Raw genomic sequence first — 16,977 nt, forward strand, 5'->3', positions numbered from 1 at the left:
CCGTGGTCGTCGACCGTCGACGAGGGATCGAGCGGGCGACCGGCGGCCATCGACTGGGACGTGACCCCCACGGCGGGTACCGTCGTCGAGATGTCCGAGTCGTCACGTGAGGTCCCCGATCGCAACCTGGCCATGGAGCTGGTCCGCGCCACCGAGTCGGCCTGCCTGGCGGCAGCCCGGTGGGTCGGGCGCGGCGAGAAGGAGAAGGCCGACGGAGCCGCCGTCGAGGCGATGCGGATGTCGCTGTCGACCGTGCAGATGACCGGCACGGTGATCATCGGCGAGGGCGAGAAGGACGACGCGCCGATGCTGTTCAACGGCGAGGAGGTCGGCGACGGGACCGAGCCGCTGGTCGACGTCGCCGTCGACCCGATCGACGGCACCACGCTGACGGCGCACGGCAAGACGAACGCGCTCTCGGTCATCGCGGTCGCGGACCGCGGCGCCATGCTCGACCCGGGCCCGTCGTACTACATGGAGAAGATCGCGGTCGGCCCCGAGTCGGTCGGTTCGATCGACATCACCGCCAGCCCGTCGCAGAACCTGCGCTGGATCGCGAAGTCGAAGCAGGCCGAGGTGCAGGACCTCACCGCGGTGATCCTCGACCGACCGCGCCACGCCGACCTGATCGGCGAGGTCCGCCAGGCCGGCTGCCGCATCCGCCTCATCACCGACGGCGACGTCTACGGATCCGTCGCGACGGCGTGGCCCGATGCGGGCGTCGACGTGCTGTTCGGCATCGGGGGCACCCCCGAGGGCGTGATCTCGGCCGCGGCGCTGAAGGCAATGGGCGGCGAGATGCAGGCACGCTTCGCCCCGCAGGACGACGACGAGCGCGACAAGATGATCGACGCGGGCTACGACCTCGGCGCCGTGATGACCCAGGACGACCTGATCACGACCGACAACTGCTTCTTCGCCGCCACCGGCCTGACCGACGGCGCGCTGCTGCGCGGGGTGCGCTTCGACCAGCGCGGGGCGCGCACCCAGAGCCTGGTCATGCGGTCCCGCAGCGGCACGGTGCGGTTCGTGGACGCCCGCCACCGGGTGCGCAAGCTGCGCGAGTTCTCCGCGATCGACTACTGACCCCACCCCGGGCGGCGCCCGGGGGTGCGCGCGAGGCGGGGCGGTCCCGACGGCGGAGCCGCCCGCGGCGGGCTCAGGCGGTGAAGCTGCCCTCGTTGCCGGTGGCGCGCAGGCGGACCTTCGCACGCCGGGTCCCGGCGACGGCCTGCGCGACGTCGGAGTCGTCGCCGCCAGAGTTCGCGGTGCGCCCGTGGCGCTCGAGCGCCTGGCGGGCGCGGTCGACGTCGATGTCCTCGGCCATCTCGGCCATGTCGCAGAGCAGCGAGATGCGGGTGGGCTCGCCACCGACCTCGACGAACCCGCTGTGCACGGCCACGTCCTGGACGCTGCCGTCGGTGAGGAAGATCCGGGTGTGGTTCTCGACGAGGCCGCCGACGAAGGGCTGGTGCCCGGCCTGGAACGCGATCTCCCCTCCGCCGGCGGTGCGCGTGATGACCATGTCGGCCTCGCCCGAGAAGAGCACCTCCTCGGGCGACACCACGTCGACCTTCATCGGTTCGGCCACGACCTCACTCCTCCTGCAGGTTCTTGGCCTTGGCCCGCACCTGCTCGATGTTGCCGACGTTCAGGAACGCCTGCTCGGGGAGGTCGTCGAGCTCGCCGTCGATCAGCGCCTCGAACGACTCGACGGTCTCGTCGACGGGGACGTACTCGCCCTCGAGGCCGGTAAAGGTCTTCGCGACGAAGAACGGCTGGGACAGGAAGCGCTCGACCTTGCGCGCTCGCGACACCGTGAGGCGGTCCTCCTCGGACAGCTCGTCGAGACCGAGGATCGCGATGATGTCCTGCAGCTCCTTGTACCGCTGCAGGGTCTCCTGGACGCGTCGGGCCACGCCGTAGTGGTGCTCGCCGACCACGTCGGGCGACAGGATGGTCGACGTCGACGCCAGCGGGTCGACCGCCGGGTAGATGCCCAGCGCCGCGACCTGGCGCGACAGCTCGGTCGTGGCGTCGAGGTGGGTGAAGGTCGTGAACGGCGCCGGGTCCGTGTAGTCGTCGGCGGGCACGTACACCGCCTGCAGGGAGGTGATCGAGCGCCCCTTCGTCGAGGTGATCCGCTCCTGGAGCTGCCCCATCTCGTCGGCCAGCGTCGGCTGGTAGCCGACCGCGGAGGGCATGCGGCCGAGGAGGGTGGACACCTCGGAGCCGGCCTGCACGAAGCGGAAGATGTTGTCGACGAACAGCAGCACGTCCTGGTTCGCGACGTCGCGGAAGTACTCCGCCATCGTCAGCGCCGAGAGCGCGACGCGCAGGCGGACCCCCGGCGGCTCGTCCATCTGGCCGAAGACGAGGGCGGCCTTCTCGTAGACGCCCGACTCCTGCATCTCGAGGCGCAGGTCGGTGCCCTCACGGGTGCGCTCGCCCACGCCGGCGAACACCGACACACCGCCGTGCTGGGACGCGACGCGGTTGATCATCTCGGTGATCAGCACCGTCTTGCCGACGCCGGCACCGCCGAACAGGCCGATCTTGCCGCCCGCCACGTAGGGGGTGAGCAGGTCGACGACCTTGATCCCCGTCTCGAACATGCGCGCCGAGGGCTCGAGCGCGTCGAAGGTCGGGGCGTCGCGGTGGATGTCCCAGCGCTCCATGTCCGACAACCCCTCGGGCTGGTGGTCGAGGGCGTCGCCCCACACGTTCCACACGTTGCCGAGCACCTTCTCGCCGACCGGCACCTGGATGCCGTGACCCGTGTTTCGCACCGGGGCGCCGCGCACGAGGCCGTCGGTCGGCTTCATGCAGATCGCGCGGACGCGCCCGCCGCCGAGCTGCTGGGCGACCTCGGCGAGCACGGTGATCGTCTCGCCGTCGAGATCGACGTCGAACTCGAGCGCCTGGTTGATCTCGGGCAGCGAGCCGCGCGGGAACTCGGCGTCGATGACCGGGCCGGCGATGCCGACGACCCGGCCCTCCTCGAGGGTGGTCTGGTTCTCGTTCTCGGTCACGGTCATGACTGGGTGTCTCCTGTGGGTCGTTCGCTCGAAGGGCGCTCGGTGGCGTCAGATCTGGTCGTCGGGATGCGTCTCGTCGTGCAGGCGCCGGGCCTGGCCCTGCCAGTCGTCACGGGCGATGCGGCCGCCGAGCCCGAGCCGGGCGTCGATCTGCGACGCCTGGTCGGCGCTCCACGCCGCGATCTCGCGGAAGGACGTCACGCCCACCTCGTGGAGGCGGTCCTCGTAGGCCGCCTCCAGGCCGGCGATCCGGGTGAGGTCGTCGCCCTCGCGCTCGAGCGTGGAGACCGAGCTGCGCCGTGGGGTCGCGGCCGCCTCGCCCTCGTTCGGCTCGTCGTCGCTGATCGTCGCGGTGTGGCCGACGGTGACCGGCTCGATCGTGGTCATCCCGAGCACGTCGCCGTCGTCGCCGTACTCGATGTAGCCCGCGTCGTGGTCGTCGCCCTCGAGCGCCGCCGCACCGCCGACGATCTCCATGATCTCGGCGGTGATCGACGCCTGGCGGGCGCGGTTCATCACGATGCTCAGCTCGCGGATCAGCTCCTGCGCGTTGTCGGTGGCCGACTTCATCGCCCGCTGGCGGAACGCGTGCTCGGAGGCGGCGGCGTTGAGCAGCGCGGCGTAGATGCGCGCCTCGACGTAGCGCGGCAGCAGCGAGTCGAGGATGGTGAGCGGGTCGGGTTCGAAGTCGAAGTCCGCTCCGGCGTCGTCCTTGCCGTCGCCGCCGCCGGTGGAGTCGGCGTCGAGCGGCACCAGCGGACGCAGCACGACCTCCTGGCTCCCCGCGCTGATGAACCGGGTGTACACCAGCTCGACCTTGTCGACGGCACCCGAGGTGAAGAGCTCGACGACGTGGCGGCCGATGCGGCGCGCGTCGTCGTAGCTCGGCTGCTCGGTGAAGCCGTTGAACGCCTCGCCGAGCTGGTAGTCGCGGAAGCGGAAGTAGCCGAGGGCCTTCTTGCCGACCGGGATGATGGTGTAGTCCTTGCCGGCCTTGACGTCGGCCTTGATCTCGCCCTCGGCCGCCCGCTGCACGCCTGCGTTGTACCCGCCGCACAGGCCGCGATCGGCGGTCATCACCACGTAGCACGTGGTGCGGATCTCGTCGCGCCCGGCGAGCAGGGGGACGTTCGCGACGTCGCCGCCGCTCGCCGCGCCGAGGTCGCGGACGACCTCGGTGATCTGCTCGGAGTACGGCACGGCCGCCTGGACGCGCTGCTGGGCCTTGACGATGCGCGACCCGGCGATGAGCTCCATCGCACGGGTGATCTTCTTCGTCGACTGCATCGCCTTGATGCGTCCGCGCAGGATCCGTTCCTGACCTCCGGCCATTACGACGCTCCTCGGTTCCGGGCACCGCGGCGGTGCGATCGACGGCGGGTCATTCGGTCGCCAGCGTCTTCTGCGACTCGGCGTCGCCCATCTCCTCGGCCTCGACGGTCGAGGGGTCGACGCGGTTGCCGTCGGCGTCGGTGACCTGGAAGCTCGACTTGAACGACTCGATCACGTCGGCCAGCGAGTCGGGGACCTTGGAGGTCTTGATCTCCTCGAGCAGGCCGGACTGGCTCGAGCGCATGTGCTCGAGGAGCTCCGCCTCGAAGCGCTGGACGTCGCCGGTGGGCAGGTCGTCGAGGTAGCCCTTGGTACCGGCGAAGATCGACACGACCTGCTCCTCGACGGGCATCGGCGAGTTGAGCGGCTGCTTCAGCAGCTCGACCAGGCGGTAGCCGCGATCGAGCTGGCGCTTGGACACCGCGTCGAGCTCGGAGCCGAAGGTCGCGAACGACTCCAGCTCGCGGAACTGGGCGAGATCGAGCTTGAGCGTGCCGGCCACCGACTTCATCGACTTGATCTGGGCGTCGCCACCCACGCGCGAGACCGAGATGCCGACGTCGACGGCGGGGCGGACACCGGACTTGAACAGCGAGTCCTGCAGGAACACCTGACCGTCGGTGATCGAGATCACGTTGGTCGGGATGAACGCCGAGACGTCACCGGCCTTGGTCTCGATGATCGGCAGCGCGGTCAGCGAACCGGCGCCGTTCTCGTCGGAGAGCTTCGCGGCGCGCTCGAGCAGGCGGCTGTGCAGGTAGAAGACGTCACCGGGGTACGCCTCGCGGCCCGGCGGGCGGCGCAGGAGGAGGGAGAGCTGGCGGTAGGCCTCGGCCTGCTTGGAGAGGTCGTCGTACACGACGAGGGCGTGCTCGCCGTTGTCCATCCAGTGCTGGCCGATCGCGCACCCGGCGTAGGGGGCGAGGTACTTGAACGGCGCCGGGTCGGCGGCGGGTGCCGTCACCACGACGGTGTACTCCATCGCCCCGGCCTGGCGCAGGGTGTCGACGGTCTGGGCGACCGTCGACCCCTTCTGGCCGATCGCGACGTAGATGCACTTCACGCCGAGACCCTTCTGGTTGAGGATCGTGTCGACGGCGATGGCGGTCTTGCCGGTCTTGCGGTCGCCGATGATCAGCTCGCGCTGGCCGCGCCCGATCGGGGTCATCGCGTCGATCGACTTGATCCCGGTCTGCAGCGGCTCGTGCACCGGCTTGCGCCCGAGGATGCCGGGGGCCTGGATCTCCATGCGACGGTCGATGGCGCCGGTGATCTCACCCTGGCCGTCGACCGGCTGGCCGAGGGCGTTGACGACCCGCCCGAGGACGGCGTCGCCGACGGGCATCGAGAGGATGTCGCCGGTGGAGCGGACGGCCTGGCCCTCCTCGATCCGGTCGACGTCACCGAGCACCACGGCGCCGATCGAGTCCTCGTCGAGGTTCAGCGCGAGGCCGACCGAGCCGTCCTCGAACGCCAGCAGCTCGTTGACCGCGGCGCCGGGGAGGCCCGAGACGCGCGCGATGCCGTCGCCGACCTCGACGATGCGGCCGACGGTGCGGGCTTCGACCGAGGGCTCGTAGCCGTCGAGGTTCTTCGTGAGCGCCGATGCGATGTCGGCGGCGGAGATGGTCAGTTCAGCCATGTTCGTTCCCTCCCGGCCTCAGAGCCGGCTCTTGAGTTGGTCGATGCGTGTGCGGACCGAGTCGTCGATGACATCGTCGCCGATGATCGCGACGACTCCTCCGACCACGGACGGGTCGACGGTCGTCTTCAGGTTGAGCGACTTCCCGGTGGCGTTCTCGAGCGCGGCCTTGAGGCGGTCGCGCTGGTCGGGCGTCAGCTCGACGGCGGTGCGCACCTGGGCGACGGCGAGCTGCTTGGACTCGCTCGCCCGGTCGACGAGGCGGTCGACGATCGCCGGGAGGTCGCGGGCGTGACCCGAGCCGACCACCATCGACACGAGCTGGGTGGTGGTCGACGTCGCCTGCTGGCCGAGCAGGTCCTCGACGATCGACTGCCGCTTCTCGGCGGGGATGCGATCGTCGGAGAGCGTGCTGCGCAGCTCCTCGCTCGACTCGTACGAGCGAGCGAAGCGGAACAGCTCGTCCTCCACCTCGTCGAGGGTGCCGTCGGCGCGGGCGATCTCGAACAGCGCCCGTGCGTATCCCTGGATCTGGGCGTCGCTCATGAGGTCGCTCCTGCGCTGGCGGCCGGGTCGACGGCGGGTCCGCCGCTGCCGACGCGCTGGATGAAGTTCTCGATCAGGCGCTGCTGGGTCTCGTCGTCGAGGGTCGCCTGCACGCTCGGCTCGATCGCCCGGGAGGCGTGGCGCGAGATGTCCGAGCGCATCTCGTCGGTACCGCGACCGGCGGCGGCCTCGATGTCGGCGTCGGCCTTGGCCTCGAGGTCGGCCACCTCGGCCTCCAGGCGCGCACGCCCGTCGGCGAGCATCTGCTCGGCCCGCCCGTCGGCCTCGGCGAAGAGGCGGCTGCGCTCCCCGTCCACGTCGCCGAGCTGCTGGCGGATCTCGGCGGCCTCGGCCTCGGCCTTCGTCCGCGCCTCGGCGGAGGAGTCGAGCTCGCCCTGGATCCGTGCCGTGCGGTCGGTGAGCCCCTTCTTGATCGGGTCGCCGGCGAACTTCCAGATCAGCCCGAACACGATCGCCGAGGCGAGGGTGCCGATGATCAGCTCGCCGATCGGCGGCAGGATCGGGTTCAGCGAGGTGGTGCCCCTGCCGTCGTTGGGCACCACGTCGGCGCGCAGCACCCCGTCGGCGAACGAGGTGGCGACGGAGGCGACGGCGGTGCTCACGGCGGCGATCACGACCCGGCTCCCGTCGTGCTCGCACCCATGGACCGCTGCACGGCCGAGCGGACGGCGGAGTCGTCGGGTCGGCGGCCGGTGGCGAGCTCGGTCGCCCGACGCACCACCTCGGTCACGGCGGACTCGACGTCGCCCATCGCCGCCTGGCGGGCCTGCTCGACCTCATCCTGGGCGGCGGCACGCTTGGCGGCGGTGCGCTCGTTCACCTCGGCGAGGCGCTCGCCGCGCTCGGACTCGAGGGTCTCGCGGGCGGCGTCGACCTTCTGCTGCGCCTCGGCGCGCACGGAGGTGAGCCGCGCCTCGTACTCGGCCACGTCGGCGCGAGCCGCCGCGGTCAGCGTGTCGGCGCTCTCGCGGTCGCTGCGGATGTGCTCGTAGCGGGCGGTCATCCCCTCGCGCACCTTCGGGAACAGCCAGTAGCGCAGGCACACGGCCAGCACCACGAACGCTCCGAATCCCCAGATCATCTCCTTGGGTTCGGGGGCGATCGGGTTGAGCTCCGGGCAGTCCTCGCTGGTGAACGCGAACTCGGGGTTCCCGTCGAGGTCGGTGCGCTCGCACTGGCCGCCCTCGGCCTCGAGCAGCGAGACCTGGACGAGTCCGGAGGAGTGTGAAGTTGTGACGACGGCAGTCAGCACGTCAACTCCGTTCTTGGATGGGTGTTCGGATGGGACTCATGGATCGCCTCGACCGCATCGAGCGGACCCGAGCGGGTCGGCACGCCGGATCAGGCGAACTTGAGGAGGATGAAGACCACGAAGCCGATGAGCGCCAGCGCCTCGGTGAAGGCGATGCCGAGGAACATCGTGGTGCGCACCATGCCGGCGGCCTCGGGCTGGCGAGCCATCGCCTCGACCGACTTGCCGACGAGGTAGCCGATGCCGATGCCCGGGCCGATCGCGGCGAGCCCGTAGGCGTACCCGGCGGAGGCGGCGGCCTGGATGTTCTTCTCGTCCGGGTTGAACGCTCCGGTGTCTTCGGCCGCGGCGACCAGTGAGCTGAAAGCTTCCATGTGGGGTGCTTCTCCTGTGGTGGTTTCTGTGTGAGGGGAGATCGGGGTCGACGTGGTCAGTGCTCGTCGCCGTGGCCGGCGGTCGAGTTGCTGATGTACACGGCGGCGAGGATGGCGAAGATGTAGGCCTGGAGGAACGCGACGAGGATCTCGAAGCCGGTCAGGAACATCAGCATGAGGAAGGGCAGGATGCCCATCGGCACCAGCGCGAACTGGTACGTCTCGGCGAGCACGAGCGACTCGGTGAGCAGGGCGAAGGTGACGAGCAGGATGTGCCCGGCGAGCATGTTGGCCATGAGTCGCACGGTGAGGCTGAACGGGGTGACGATGATCGTCGAGAAGAACTCGATGGCGCCGACGAGCGGCTTGAGCGCCACGGGGACCCCGGGCGGCCAGAGCAGGTGCTTGAAGTAGCCCGCGCCCTGGTGCTTCAGGCCCGTGCCGATGTAGACGACCCACACCAGCAGCGACAGCGTCAGCGGGATCGCGATCCGCGCCGTGGCCGGCATCTGGAACACCGGGATGACCTCGGGGATGTTGCAGAGGAAGATGAAGATGAAGAGGCTCAGCAGGAACGGGGTCCACTTGAGCCCCTCCTTGCCGAGGGTCTGCATCACGATCCCCTCCTCGATGAACTCGATCGACTGCTCCGCGAGGTTGCGCGCACCGGTGGGCGCGACCATCGGGTCCTTGCGGCTCGCGAGGAGGAAGAGCCCGATGCCGATCGCGGCCGCCAGGACGGCGATCAGCGCGATCTTGTTGAACGTCGGGAAGATGTCCTGCCAGCGCAGCAGTTCGTTGATCGGTGGGAATTCGAGTCCGAACACGTGGAGTTCCGTTTCGTGGGGGAGGCGGTGGGCGGATTACGAGCGGGTGGGCTTGAGGCCGGGATGGGCGAGCGACGCGGCGACGTACTTCATCTCCCAGAACAGGAGCCCGAGGTGCGTCACGATGATGGTCGATCCGAGCGCCGGAAGTGAAATCCACGACGCATCGCGGACGAGCAGCACGGCGAGGAAGATGAGCCCGAGCCGCACGAGGTAGCCGAACAGCGTCGCCCCCATCATCAGCGCGATCGAGATCCGTGCGGCGACGGCGATCAGCCCGGCCGCGAGAGCGAAGTTGGCGAGCACGATCGCGATCCCGTACGCGCTCGACCAGGCGCCGTCGCCACCCCACACCACGGCGCACGCTCCGATGAGGACCGGGGCCACGATCAGGCCGCGACGGATCATGTCGTTGGACACCCCGACCTCGGGCGCGGGACCCTCGAAGCGCGTCGAGAAGGTGTCGGTGCCGGTCGGGCGGGCCACGGTCACGCCACCCCTCCGCCCGGACGACCGCGATGGTCACCGGTGTCGCTCGGCGCGGGGGTCGGCGACGGGGCGGCGAGCGGGCCGGCGCGCCGTGCCGCCACGTCCGCGGCACGCGCACGGCGGTCGGCGTCGTGGCGGTCCATGCGCCCGGCGTAGCTGTAGTAGAAGCGTGCGAAGAGCCCGACCGAGCCGAGCACGGTCATCACGATCATGAGCAGCGGGAGGGTGCCGAAGGCCCGGTCGAGCAACCAGCCGCCGCCGACGAAGAGGCACAGCACGATCACCGCGTCCATCCCGTGGCCGAGGGAGTCGTCGGTGTTGACGCGCACGTCCTGGGGCGATTTCGGGAGGAGCTTCATCGATCCGGGTCCGTCTCCACGGGGCCGTCGGAGGGTGCCCCGGCTGGAGCACGGGTCGGGCCGACACGCTTGTGAACGGATGCACAACCTAGTGCGGGGGCCCGTCGGCGGCAACCCAGCGACTCGAACCTCACGACTCCCCCGCACCCGAGCGCCGGTCGGCCCGCCCGGCGTCGTCGGGGTCCGCCGGCGAGGAGCTCGAGGGGTCGTCGCCCTCGCCGGCCGTGGTGGGCTCCGGGCGCCCGGCGCGACGGTCGCGCCGGAGGCGACGGGCGGCATCGAAGTCGATCACGTCGACGTCGACCTCCGCGCCCCCGCGACCGCCGCGGGCGTCGACGGGAGCGATCTCCTCGAGCTCGAACAGGCGCGCCTGCGCGGGGTCGACCGGCCGCGGGGTCGAGAGCTCCCCGTCGTGATCGATCGCCGGCGCGCCCGCGTGCCGCGGGGCCGGCGCACCGGCCGGCCGGGGCGCCGCCGCACCGGGCATCGAGGCCGGGACCGGGCGCTCGAGGCCGCGCGACGGGGTGCTGTTGCGGCGGCGCTGCTCGATGACGTTCGGGTGGAGGACTGTGTAGAGGGTGATCGCGAGGGCGGCCATGCCGAACGGGAGGTACCGCGGGTTCTGGTCGGTGAGGATCGGGTAGAGGACGAACGCCGACAGCAGCGCCGTCCAGGTCCACAGGATCAGCACGCTGCGCCGGTGGCCGTGGCCCAGGTTGATCAGCCGGTGGTGGAGGTGGCCCTTGTCGGCCGTGGCGAGCGAGGAGCGCGTCGTGGCCCGACGCACGATCGCGAACGCGGTGTCGAGCATCGGGACCCCGAGGATCAGCAGCGGGATCGCGATCGGGGCGAGGAAGAAGTACGTCGTGCCGACGAACTCCTGCCCGGAGCTGGCGCGACCGCCCACGACGCTGGTCGCGACCGCCAGCAGCAGCCCGAGCAGCAGCGCTCCCCCGTCGCCCATCATGATCCGAGCCGGGTTGAAGTTGTGCGGGAGGAAGCCGAGGCACACCCCGACGGCGATGATCGCGAACAGCGGGCCGATGTTGCCGGGGTCGATCAACCCGCGGGCGGTCACCTCCTGGCTGTACAGGAAGAACGCGTACGCGCCGATGCCGACGACACCCGCGGCGAGCCCGTCGAGCCCGTCGATCAGGTTGACCGCCTGGCTCATCCCGAGCAGCCACAGCACCATCACCAGCGGCTTGAGGTCGGGGGCGAGGATCGTCTCGCCGAGGTAGGGCAGGCGGAACGAGTCCATGACGACGCCGAACCAGACCAGCGCGATCCCGGCGAGCATCGTCCCGAACACCTTGGCCGGCGCGCTGATCTCGCGCACGTCGTCGAGGAACCCGGTGCCGAAGATCAGCACCGCTGCGAGCACGACCCCGATCGGCTCGGAGTTGGAGCGGAACAGCGAGGCGAAGTCGCCCGATGCCCACGCGACGGCGAGGGCCGCGGCGAAGCCGAGGAACATCGCGAGCCCGCCGACGTCGGGGAGGGGCTCGGTGTGGACCGTGCGTGCGTTCGGGAGGTAGACCCACCCCCGGCGTCGAGCGAGGCGCGCCACGAGCGGTGTCGTCGCGAACGTGACCCCGGCGGCCACGACGCCGATCAAGAGGTACGACCCGATCTCCGGCACGGAGCACCACCCTATGCCACGGGTGCGGGCTCCCCGTGACGTCCCCGGACCCACCCCGACGGCCGTGACGGGGCCCCCGCCGTCGAATACGGTCCGGGACCATGTCACCTCCCGAGCAGTGGTACCCCGACCCGGCCGGCGATCCCGGCGTCGAGCGGTGGTGGGACGGGACGGCGTGGTCCGAGCGCACGCGACCCCGACCCGGGCCCCCGCCTCCCCCGTCCCCGAGCGCCCGGTCGCGGCACCAGCCCGAGCCCCCCGTCGCGCAGCAGCTGGTCGGCGACCCGGTCCCGTCGGCTCCGTCCACCGGGCCCGACGGACCCGTCGGCACCGCTGCGGCCGCGCCCGCCGACGGCGACGCCGTCGCCGGGATCCGCTCCGAGCTGCTGTCGGGTCGGTTCTCGGAGGACTCGTCCTCCGTGCGCGTCGTGCGGCAGAACTCGAGGATGCTCAAGGTGCGCCTCGGCGAGCCGGTGCTCGCACGCCAGGGTGCGATGGTCGCCTTCCAGGGACGGGTCGACTTCGACCACGAGGGGGCCGGCGGCGTCGGCCGGTTCCTCAAGAAGGCCGCCACCGGGGAAGGCGTCCCGTTGATGCGCTGCTCGGGCGAGGGCGAGGTCTTCTTCGCGCACCGCGCCGACCAGGTGCACCTCCTGCACCTCGAGGGGAGCGCGCTCAGCGTCAACGGCCGCAACGTCCTGGCCTTCGAGGGCAGCCTCGACTGGAGCATCGAGCGCGTCCAGGGAGCGGGCATGCTCACCGGAGGGCTGTTCAACACCCGCCTCAGCGGACGCGGGTGGGTCGCGATCACGACCGATGGCGACCCGGTCGTGCTGCGAACCGACCAGCCGACCTTCGGCGACCCGCAGGCCGTGGTGGCGTGGAGCGCCGGTCTCACCACGTCGCTCAACCGCACCGTGAAGGCCAAGGCGCTGGTCGGGCTCGGTTCGGGCGAGGCCTTCCAGCTCGGGTTCGAGGGTCACGGCATCGTCATCGTGCAGCCCTCCGAGGGCGGGGTCGAGCCCCACTCGCACTGAGCGGCCCGCCTCGGTGGCGACCGCACCGGTGCGTGCTCGTCGGTGGTCTCAGTAGGCGGGGAAGCGCGCGCAGAGGTCGGCGACCTCGGTGCGCACCTTCGCCAGCGCGTCGCCGCTCTCGCGCTCGCGCAGCGCCGTCGAGATCAGCCGTGCGATGACGGACATCTCGGCGACGCCCATCCCCTGGGTCGTCACGGACGGGGTGCCGATGCGCACCCCGCTCGTCACGAACGGGCTGCGCGGGTCGTCGGGGATGGTGTTCTTGTTCAGCGTGATCCCCGCGTCGTCGAGCACGTTCTGCGCCACCTTGCCGGTGAGCTCCGCGTCGAAGGGGGTGAGGTCGACCACCATCAGGTGGTTGTCGGTGCCGCCCGACACCAGCCGGAAGCCCTCGTCGGCGAGCGCCTCGGCCAGCGCGGAGGCGTTGGCCACGACCTGGTGCGCGTAGTCCCGGAACGAGGGGTCGGCCGCCTCGCGGAACGCGATCGCCTTGCCGGCGATGACGTGCTCGAGCGGTCCGCCCTGCCAGCCCGGGAACACGGCCCGGTCGATGGCCTTCGCGTGGACCTCCTTCGACAGGATGCACCCGCCGCGCGGACCGCGCAGCGTCTTGTGGGTGGTGAAGGTGACGACGTCGGCGAGCGGGACCGGGTTGGGGTGGGCCCCGCCGGCGACGAGGCCCGCGAGGTGCGCGATGTCGAACAGCAGCAGGGCACCGACCTCGTCCGCGATCGCGCGGAACGGCTCGGGCTCGAGGCGGCGCGGGTAGGAGGTGGTTCCCGCGACGATCATCTTCGGGCGGTGCTCGATCGCCAGCTCGCGCAGGCGGTCCACGTCGATGCGGTCCTCGTCGCCGGTGCCGTACGGGACGAAGTCGTAGTGGATCCCGCTGGCGTTGACCGAGGCCCCGTGGGTGAGGTGGCCGCCGTGGTCGAGGCTGAGCCCCAGCACGGTGTCACCGGGCTCGAGCAGCGCCTGGTACACGCACATGTTCGCGTTCGCCCCCGAGTGGGGCTGCACGTTGGCGTGCTCGGCGCCGAACAGCGCCTTCACCCGGTCGATCGCGAGCTGCTCGATCGAGTCGACGACGCCGTTGCCCCCGTAGTAGCGCTTGCCGGGGTAGCCCTCGGAGTACTTGTTGGTGAGCACCGACCCGGTCGCGGCCATGACCGCGGGCGAGGTGAAGTTCTCGCTGGCGATCAGCTGCAGGCCGGTCGTCTGGCGCTCGACCTCGGCGTCGAGGAGCTCGCTGATCTCGGTGTCGGGGTCGGTGGTCGTGGGGAAGGGCATCGTGGTCCTCGGAGGTGTGGGTGTCGGGTGGCAGCTGCGGGCGGGGCGGGGTGTCGGTGGGTTCGGCTGGTTCAGCGGCCGCTGTCGTCGGCGTCGCCGCAGCGACCCTCCAGTGCGGTGATCTGGTCGACGCGTCGCTGGTGCCGGCCGCCCTCGAACGTCGTCGTGGTGAACAGGGCGACGATCTCCTCGGCGAGGCCGGCGCCGACGACGCGCCCGCCCATCGACAGCACGTTCGCGTCGTTGTGCTCGCGTGCGAGGCGCGCGGTGTACAGGTCGTTGCACAGCGCCGCACGGACCCCGCGCACCGTGTTCGCCGCGAGTTGCTCGCCCTGGCCGCTCCCGCCGAGGACGATCCCCAGCTCGGCACGCCCGGCGACCACCGTCCGGCCGACGGCCGCGCAGATCTCGGGGTAGTCGACCGGATCGGGGGTGTCCGTCCCGTGGTCGTCGACGTCGTGGCCCTCCGCCGCGAGGAACCCGACGAGGTGGGTCTTCAGGTCGAAGCCGGCGTGGTCGGATCCGATCGCGATTCGTGCCATCGCCGACGAAGTGTACGACCGACGCCGGAACGGGCACGCACCGTCGGCCGTTCACGGCGCCGGGCCGCAGCCGACCCCTCCCCGCCGATCACGGGGCTCGTGCCCGCGCTTCGTACTGTGCGTGGCGTGGATCTCGACCCCCGTACCCCCGTCGTCGTCGGTGTGGGGCAGTACCTGCACCGTGCCGACTCCCTCGACGACGCGCTCGAACCCGCCGCGCTCATGGAGCGCGCCGTGCGCGAGGCCGCGTCCGACGCCGGTCTCGACGGCCCTCCCGCCGCCGACTCCGTGCGGGTGGTCAACATCATCGGGTGGCGCTACCGCAACGCCGCGCGCTTCCTCGCCGGCCGACTCGGCATCGAGGGGGCCGAGCTCGCCGAGTCCGCCCCCGGGGGCAACAGCCCCCAGATGCTCGTCAACCGCACGGCGCTCGACATCGCGGCCGGGTCGACCGATGTCGCGGTGCTCGCCGGCGGCGAGGCGTTCCGGACCTACATGCGCGCCCGCAAGGAGGACGTGACCCTCGACTGGCCGAAGGCGGACGACGACGACGACCCGGTGATCATCGGCGAGGAGCTGGTGATGAACCACCCGCACGAGCGCGAGCTGGGGATCTGGCAGCCGGTGCAGATCTACCCGATGTTCGAGACCGCCCTGCGCGCCGCCGACGGGCGCGACGTGGTCGAGCACGAGGAGCGCCTCGGACGCCTCTGGTCCGACCTGAGCCACGTCGCGGCCGGGAACCCGAACGCGTGGATCCGCGACGCCAGGTCCCCCCAGGAGATCACCACCGTCACCGCCGGCAACCGGATGATCGGCCTGCCCTACCCGAAGCTGATGAACTCCAACAGCGACGTCGACATGGCGGCCTCGGTGATCATGTGCTCGGTCGAGGCGGCGCGACGGCTCGGGATCGACGAGGACCGGTGGGTGTTCCCGCTCGCCGGGACGGACTGCCACGAGCACGACTTCGTGTCGAACCGCGACACGTTCTCGCGCACCCCGGCGATCGAGCTCGGAGGATCGCGAGCGCTCTCCCTCGCCGGGCTCGACATCGACGACGTCGCCCTGATCGACCTGTACTCGTGCTTCCCGTCGGCCGTCCAGCTCGGTGCCCGGTCGCTCGGCATCGACCCGTTCGAGCGGCAGTGGTCGCGCACGGGCGGTCTGCCGTTCTGCGGCGGGCCGTGGAACGACTACCCGATGCACGCGATCGCGACGATCGTCACCGAGCTGCGCGAACGTCGCGGCGAGGTCGGCCTGGTGTGGGCGAACGGAGGCTACGCGACCAAGCACTCCTTCGGGCTCTACTCGACGAACCCGCCGTCGGGGGGCTTCCGCCACGAGTCCCCGCAGGACGAGATCGACGCCCTCCCGAAGCGGGAGCTGGCGATCGGCGCCGAGGCGGCCGGCGACGTGCACGTGGAGGCGTACACCGTGATGTTCAGCCGAGACGGTGATCCCGAGACCGCCCTCACGGCCTGCCGGACCGACGACGGCCGCCGCGCCTGGGGGCGGTCGTCCGACCCGGGCACCGCCGCCGCGATGTGCGACGGCGAGTGGGTGGGCATCGGGGTCCGCCTCGACGACGACGCCACCCTCCACGTCTGACGCCGCCCTCCACGTCCGGAGCGGCTCGACGGGCGGGGGGTCCTCGGCGAGGCCGATCGTGCGGGGCGCCGCTCGCTCACCCGGTGTCGCCGCCGACGTCGTCGTCGCCGGCCAGCGTGCCCTGGTCCGGGCAGTTCGCCGACAGGTGGTCGAGCGCCTCGGAGATGTCGATCGCGGTCGTGTCGAGCGACGGGTCCTCGCGGATGGAGGGCACGGCCGCGGCGAAGTCGGCGGCGGCGGCGGCGAGCGCCTCGGGTGCGGGCGGCGCGTCGACGTCGAGGGTCGGCGAGTCGAACCCCTCGTCCGCCAGCTCGTCGATCCACGCCTCGCCCAGAGCCGCGATCGCGGCGTCGTCGGCGCCGGCCTCGCCGAGCAGGGTGATCGCGCGCGAGGACCGTCGCAGCATCGGCGCGGGGAAGTCGACGGTGAACGCCTCACGCTGCGCCTCGAGCTCGTCGGGGAGGGCCTCGGCCAGGTCCGCGACCGCGGCGCGCAGCGCCGGTGCCGCCGCGACCTCGAGGCGCGCGGCCTCGGCCGGGGGACGGACCTCCCACGCGAAGGCGAGAGCGGCGAAGGACCCCGCGTACTCGCTCCACGCCCGGCAGAAGGCATCGTCGCTGTCGATCCCCGGGACCCCCGTCTCGGCCACCGCCGGGAGCGACTCGACGACCGGCGGGGTGATCGGCGCCGCGTCGCTCCGCGCCGTCGCAGCCGAGGACCCGTCGACGGGCGACGTGGTCGGCGGACCGGGCGGCGCGGCCGAGGTCGGGCCCGCCCCTGGGCCGACGTCGGTCTCGGCCCGGGTGAACACGTCGCCGTCGGCTCGGCTCGTCGACGCCTCGCCCGTCGCCGTCGGCACCGTCGCCGCCTCCTCGGCGCTCGAGCAGCCCGCCGCCGCGCACGAGAGCGCGGCGGCGACGCCCACCGAGCGCCACGGTCGTCGTCGGGAGCGGTGCGACTCCATGTCGGCCAGTG

The 16,977-nt window shown here is 71.5% G+C and carries 17 protein-coding genes and 1 pseudogene; 3 read left to right on the top strand and 15 right to left on the bottom strand.

Translation table 11 applies throughout. The annotated features are described in order from the left end of the window. The first annotated feature begins 90 nt into the window (after positions 1 to 90). The gene (glpX, locus tag ACOOHC_RS14160) at positions 91 to 1,086 is read left to right on the top strand and encodes a class II fructose-bisphosphatase (RefSeq protein ID WP_420451054.1); all 996 of its coding nucleotides are present in this window, start codon (positions 91 to 93) and stop codon (positions 1,084 to 1,086) included. 73 nt (positions 1,087 to 1,159) lie between these two features. Here the strand turns inward: glpX and atpC are convergent, their stop codons facing one another. The 12 genes and pseudogenes from atpC to ACOOHC_RS14220 form a co-directional block, all read right to left on the bottom strand. Further along, positions 1,160 to 1,591 carry an ATP synthase F1 subunit epsilon gene (gene atpC / locus ACOOHC_RS14165; RefSeq protein WP_420451055.1) on the bottom strand — a complete coding sequence of 144 codons (432 nt, stop codon included), beginning with the start codon at positions 1,589 to 1,591 and terminating at the stop codon, positions 1,160 to 1,162. A gap of 4 nt (positions 1,592 to 1,595) precedes the next feature. Continuing rightward, complete coding sequence (gene atpD / locus ACOOHC_RS14170) at positions 1,596 to 3,038, bottom strand: F0F1 ATP synthase subunit beta (RefSeq protein ID WP_420451056.1); 1,443 nt, start codon at positions 3,036 to 3,038, stop codon at positions 1,596 to 1,598. A gap of 447 nt (positions 3,039 to 3,485) precedes the next feature. Continuing rightward, positions 3,486 to 4,370: pseudogene (locus ACOOHC_RS14175) on the bottom strand (F0F1 ATP synthase subunit gamma); the annotation flags it as partial. 49 nt (positions 4,371 to 4,419) lie between these two features. Next, positions 4,420 to 6,012, bottom strand: a complete 1,593-nt coding sequence (gene atpA / locus ACOOHC_RS14180) for a F0F1 ATP synthase subunit alpha (RefSeq protein WP_420451057.1) — start codon at positions 6,010 to 6,012, stop codon at positions 4,420 to 4,422. An 18-nt stretch (positions 6,013 to 6,030) separates the two neighbouring features. After that, positions 6,031 to 6,558: an ATP synthase F1 subunit delta gene (gene atpH / locus ACOOHC_RS14185; protein WP_420451058.1), complete on the bottom strand. Its 528-nt coding sequence runs from the start codon at positions 6,556 to 6,558 to the stop codon at positions 6,031 to 6,033. Further along, positions 6,555 to 7,181 (bottom strand): hypothetical protein, encoded by a 627-nt coding sequence (locus ACOOHC_RS14190; RefSeq protein ID WP_420451059.1) that lies wholly within the window; start codon positions 7,179 to 7,181, stop codon positions 6,555 to 6,557. The genes atpH and ACOOHC_RS14190 overlap by 4 nt, the downstream gene beginning before the upstream one ends. 8 nt (positions 7,182 to 7,189) lie before the next feature. Next, complete coding sequence (locus ACOOHC_RS14195) at positions 7,190 to 7,831, bottom strand: hypothetical protein (RefSeq protein ID WP_420451060.1); 642 nt, start codon at positions 7,829 to 7,831, stop codon at positions 7,190 to 7,192. 89 nt (positions 7,832 to 7,920) lie between these two features. Further along, positions 7,921 to 8,205: an ATP synthase F0 subunit C gene (gene atpE, locus ACOOHC_RS14200; RefSeq protein WP_420451061.1), complete on the bottom strand. Its 285-nt coding sequence runs from the start codon at positions 8,203 to 8,205 to the stop codon at positions 7,921 to 7,923. Between the two features lie 56 nt (positions 8,206 to 8,261). After that, positions 8,262 to 9,032 (bottom strand): F0F1 ATP synthase subunit A, encoded by a 771-nt coding sequence (gene atpB / locus ACOOHC_RS14205; protein WP_420451062.1) that lies wholly within the window; start codon positions 9,030 to 9,032, stop codon positions 8,262 to 8,264. A 36-nt stretch (positions 9,033 to 9,068) separates the two neighbouring features. Beyond that, positions 9,069 to 9,518 carry an ATP synthase subunit I gene (locus ACOOHC_RS14210; RefSeq protein WP_420451063.1) on the bottom strand — a complete coding sequence of 150 codons (450 nt, stop codon included), beginning with the start codon at positions 9,516 to 9,518 and terminating at the stop codon, positions 9,069 to 9,071. Between the two features lie 2 nt (positions 9,519 to 9,520). Further along, entirely contained in the window at positions 9,521 to 9,880 is a 360-nt protein-coding gene (locus ACOOHC_RS14215) for a hypothetical protein (RefSeq protein ID WP_420451064.1), read from the bottom strand. 130 nt (positions 9,881 to 10,010) lie between these two features. Then, complete coding sequence (locus ACOOHC_RS14220; RefSeq protein WP_420451065.1) at positions 10,011 to 11,522, bottom strand: glycosyltransferase family 4 protein; 1,512 nt, start codon at positions 11,520 to 11,522, stop codon at positions 10,011 to 10,013. Positions 11,523 to 11,623: 101 nt separating this feature from the next. On the opposite strand from ACOOHC_RS14220, the gene ACOOHC_RS14225 reads away from it, so the two are divergent. Next, positions 11,624 to 12,559, top strand: coding sequence for an AIM24 family protein (locus tag ACOOHC_RS14225; protein WP_420451066.1), 936 nt, complete (start codon positions 11,624 to 11,626; stop codon positions 12,557 to 12,559). Between the two features lie 48 nt (positions 12,560 to 12,607). Here ACOOHC_RS14225 and glyA read toward each other — a convergent pair whose 3' ends face one another. Together glyA and rpiB are read right to left on the bottom strand one after the other, a co-directional pair. Continuing rightward, a complete protein-coding gene (gene glyA, locus ACOOHC_RS14230; RefSeq protein ID WP_420451067.1) occupies positions 12,608 to 13,849 on the bottom strand; it encodes a serine hydroxymethyltransferase in 1,242 nt (413 codons plus the stop codon). Between the two features lie 71 nt (positions 13,850 to 13,920). Next, positions 13,921 to 14,391: a ribose 5-phosphate isomerase B gene (rpiB, locus tag ACOOHC_RS14235; protein ID WP_420451068.1), complete on the bottom strand. Its 471-nt coding sequence runs from the start codon at positions 14,389 to 14,391 to the stop codon at positions 13,921 to 13,923. Between the two features lie 126 nt (positions 14,392 to 14,517). Here rpiB and ACOOHC_RS14240 point away from each other — a divergent pair, with 126 nt between their 5' ends. Continuing rightward, complete coding sequence (locus ACOOHC_RS14240) at positions 14,518 to 16,002, top strand: acetyl-CoA acetyltransferase (protein WP_420451069.1); 1,485 nt, start codon at positions 14,518 to 14,520, stop codon at positions 16,000 to 16,002. A 76-nt stretch (positions 16,003 to 16,078) separates the two neighbouring features. Here the strand turns inward: ACOOHC_RS14240 and ACOOHC_RS14245 are convergent, their stop codons facing one another. Continuing rightward, complete coding sequence (locus ACOOHC_RS14245) at positions 16,079 to 16,966, bottom strand: hypothetical protein (RefSeq protein WP_420451070.1); 888 nt, start codon at positions 16,964 to 16,966, stop codon at positions 16,079 to 16,081. Between the last annotated feature and the right edge of the window lie 11 nt (positions 16,967 to 16,977).

The sequence above is a fragment of the Ilumatobacter sp. genome (assembly GCF_965215205.1).
Classification (GTDB): Bacteria; Actinomycetota; Acidimicrobiia; order Acidimicrobiales; family Ilumatobacteraceae; genus Ilumatobacter_A.

Bases quoted from the DNA above. Each gene is read 5' to 3' on its own strand.
- atpD (WP_420451056.1), bottom strand. From the start codon at position 3,038: ATGACCGTGACCGAGAACGAGAACCAGACCACCCTCGAGGAGGGCCGG.
- ACOOHC_RS14225 (WP_420451066.1), top strand. From the start codon at position 11,624: ATGTCACCTCCCGAGCAGTGGTACCCCGACCCGGCCGGCGATCCCGGC.
- glpX (WP_420451054.1), top strand. From the start codon at position 91: ATGTCCGAGTCGTCACGTGAGGTCCCCGATCGCAACCTGGCCATGGAG.
- atpH (WP_420451058.1), bottom strand. From the start codon at position 6,558: ATGAGCGACGCCCAGATCCAGGGATACGCACGGGCGCTGTTCGAGATC.
- atpE (WP_420451061.1), bottom strand. From the start codon at position 8,205: ATGGAAGCTTTCAGCTCACTGGTCGCCGCGGCCGAAGACACCGGAGCG.
- atpA (WP_420451057.1), bottom strand. From the start codon at position 6,012: ATGGCTGAACTGACCATCTCCGCCGCCGACATCGCATCGGCGCTCACG.
- ACOOHC_RS14215 (WP_420451064.1), bottom strand. From the start codon at position 9,880: ATGAAGCTCCTCCCGAAATCGCCCCAGGACGTGCGCGTCAACACCGAC.
- ACOOHC_RS14245 (WP_420451070.1), bottom strand. From the start codon at position 16,966: ATGGAGTCGCACCGCTCCCGACGACGACCGTGGCGCTCGGTGGGCGTC.
- rpiB (WP_420451068.1), bottom strand. From the start codon at position 14,391: ATGGCACGAATCGCGATCGGATCCGACCACGCCGGCTTCGACCTGAAG.
- glyA (WP_420451067.1), bottom strand. From the start codon at position 13,849: ATGCCCTTCCCCACGACCACCGACCCCGACACCGAGATCAGCGAGCTC.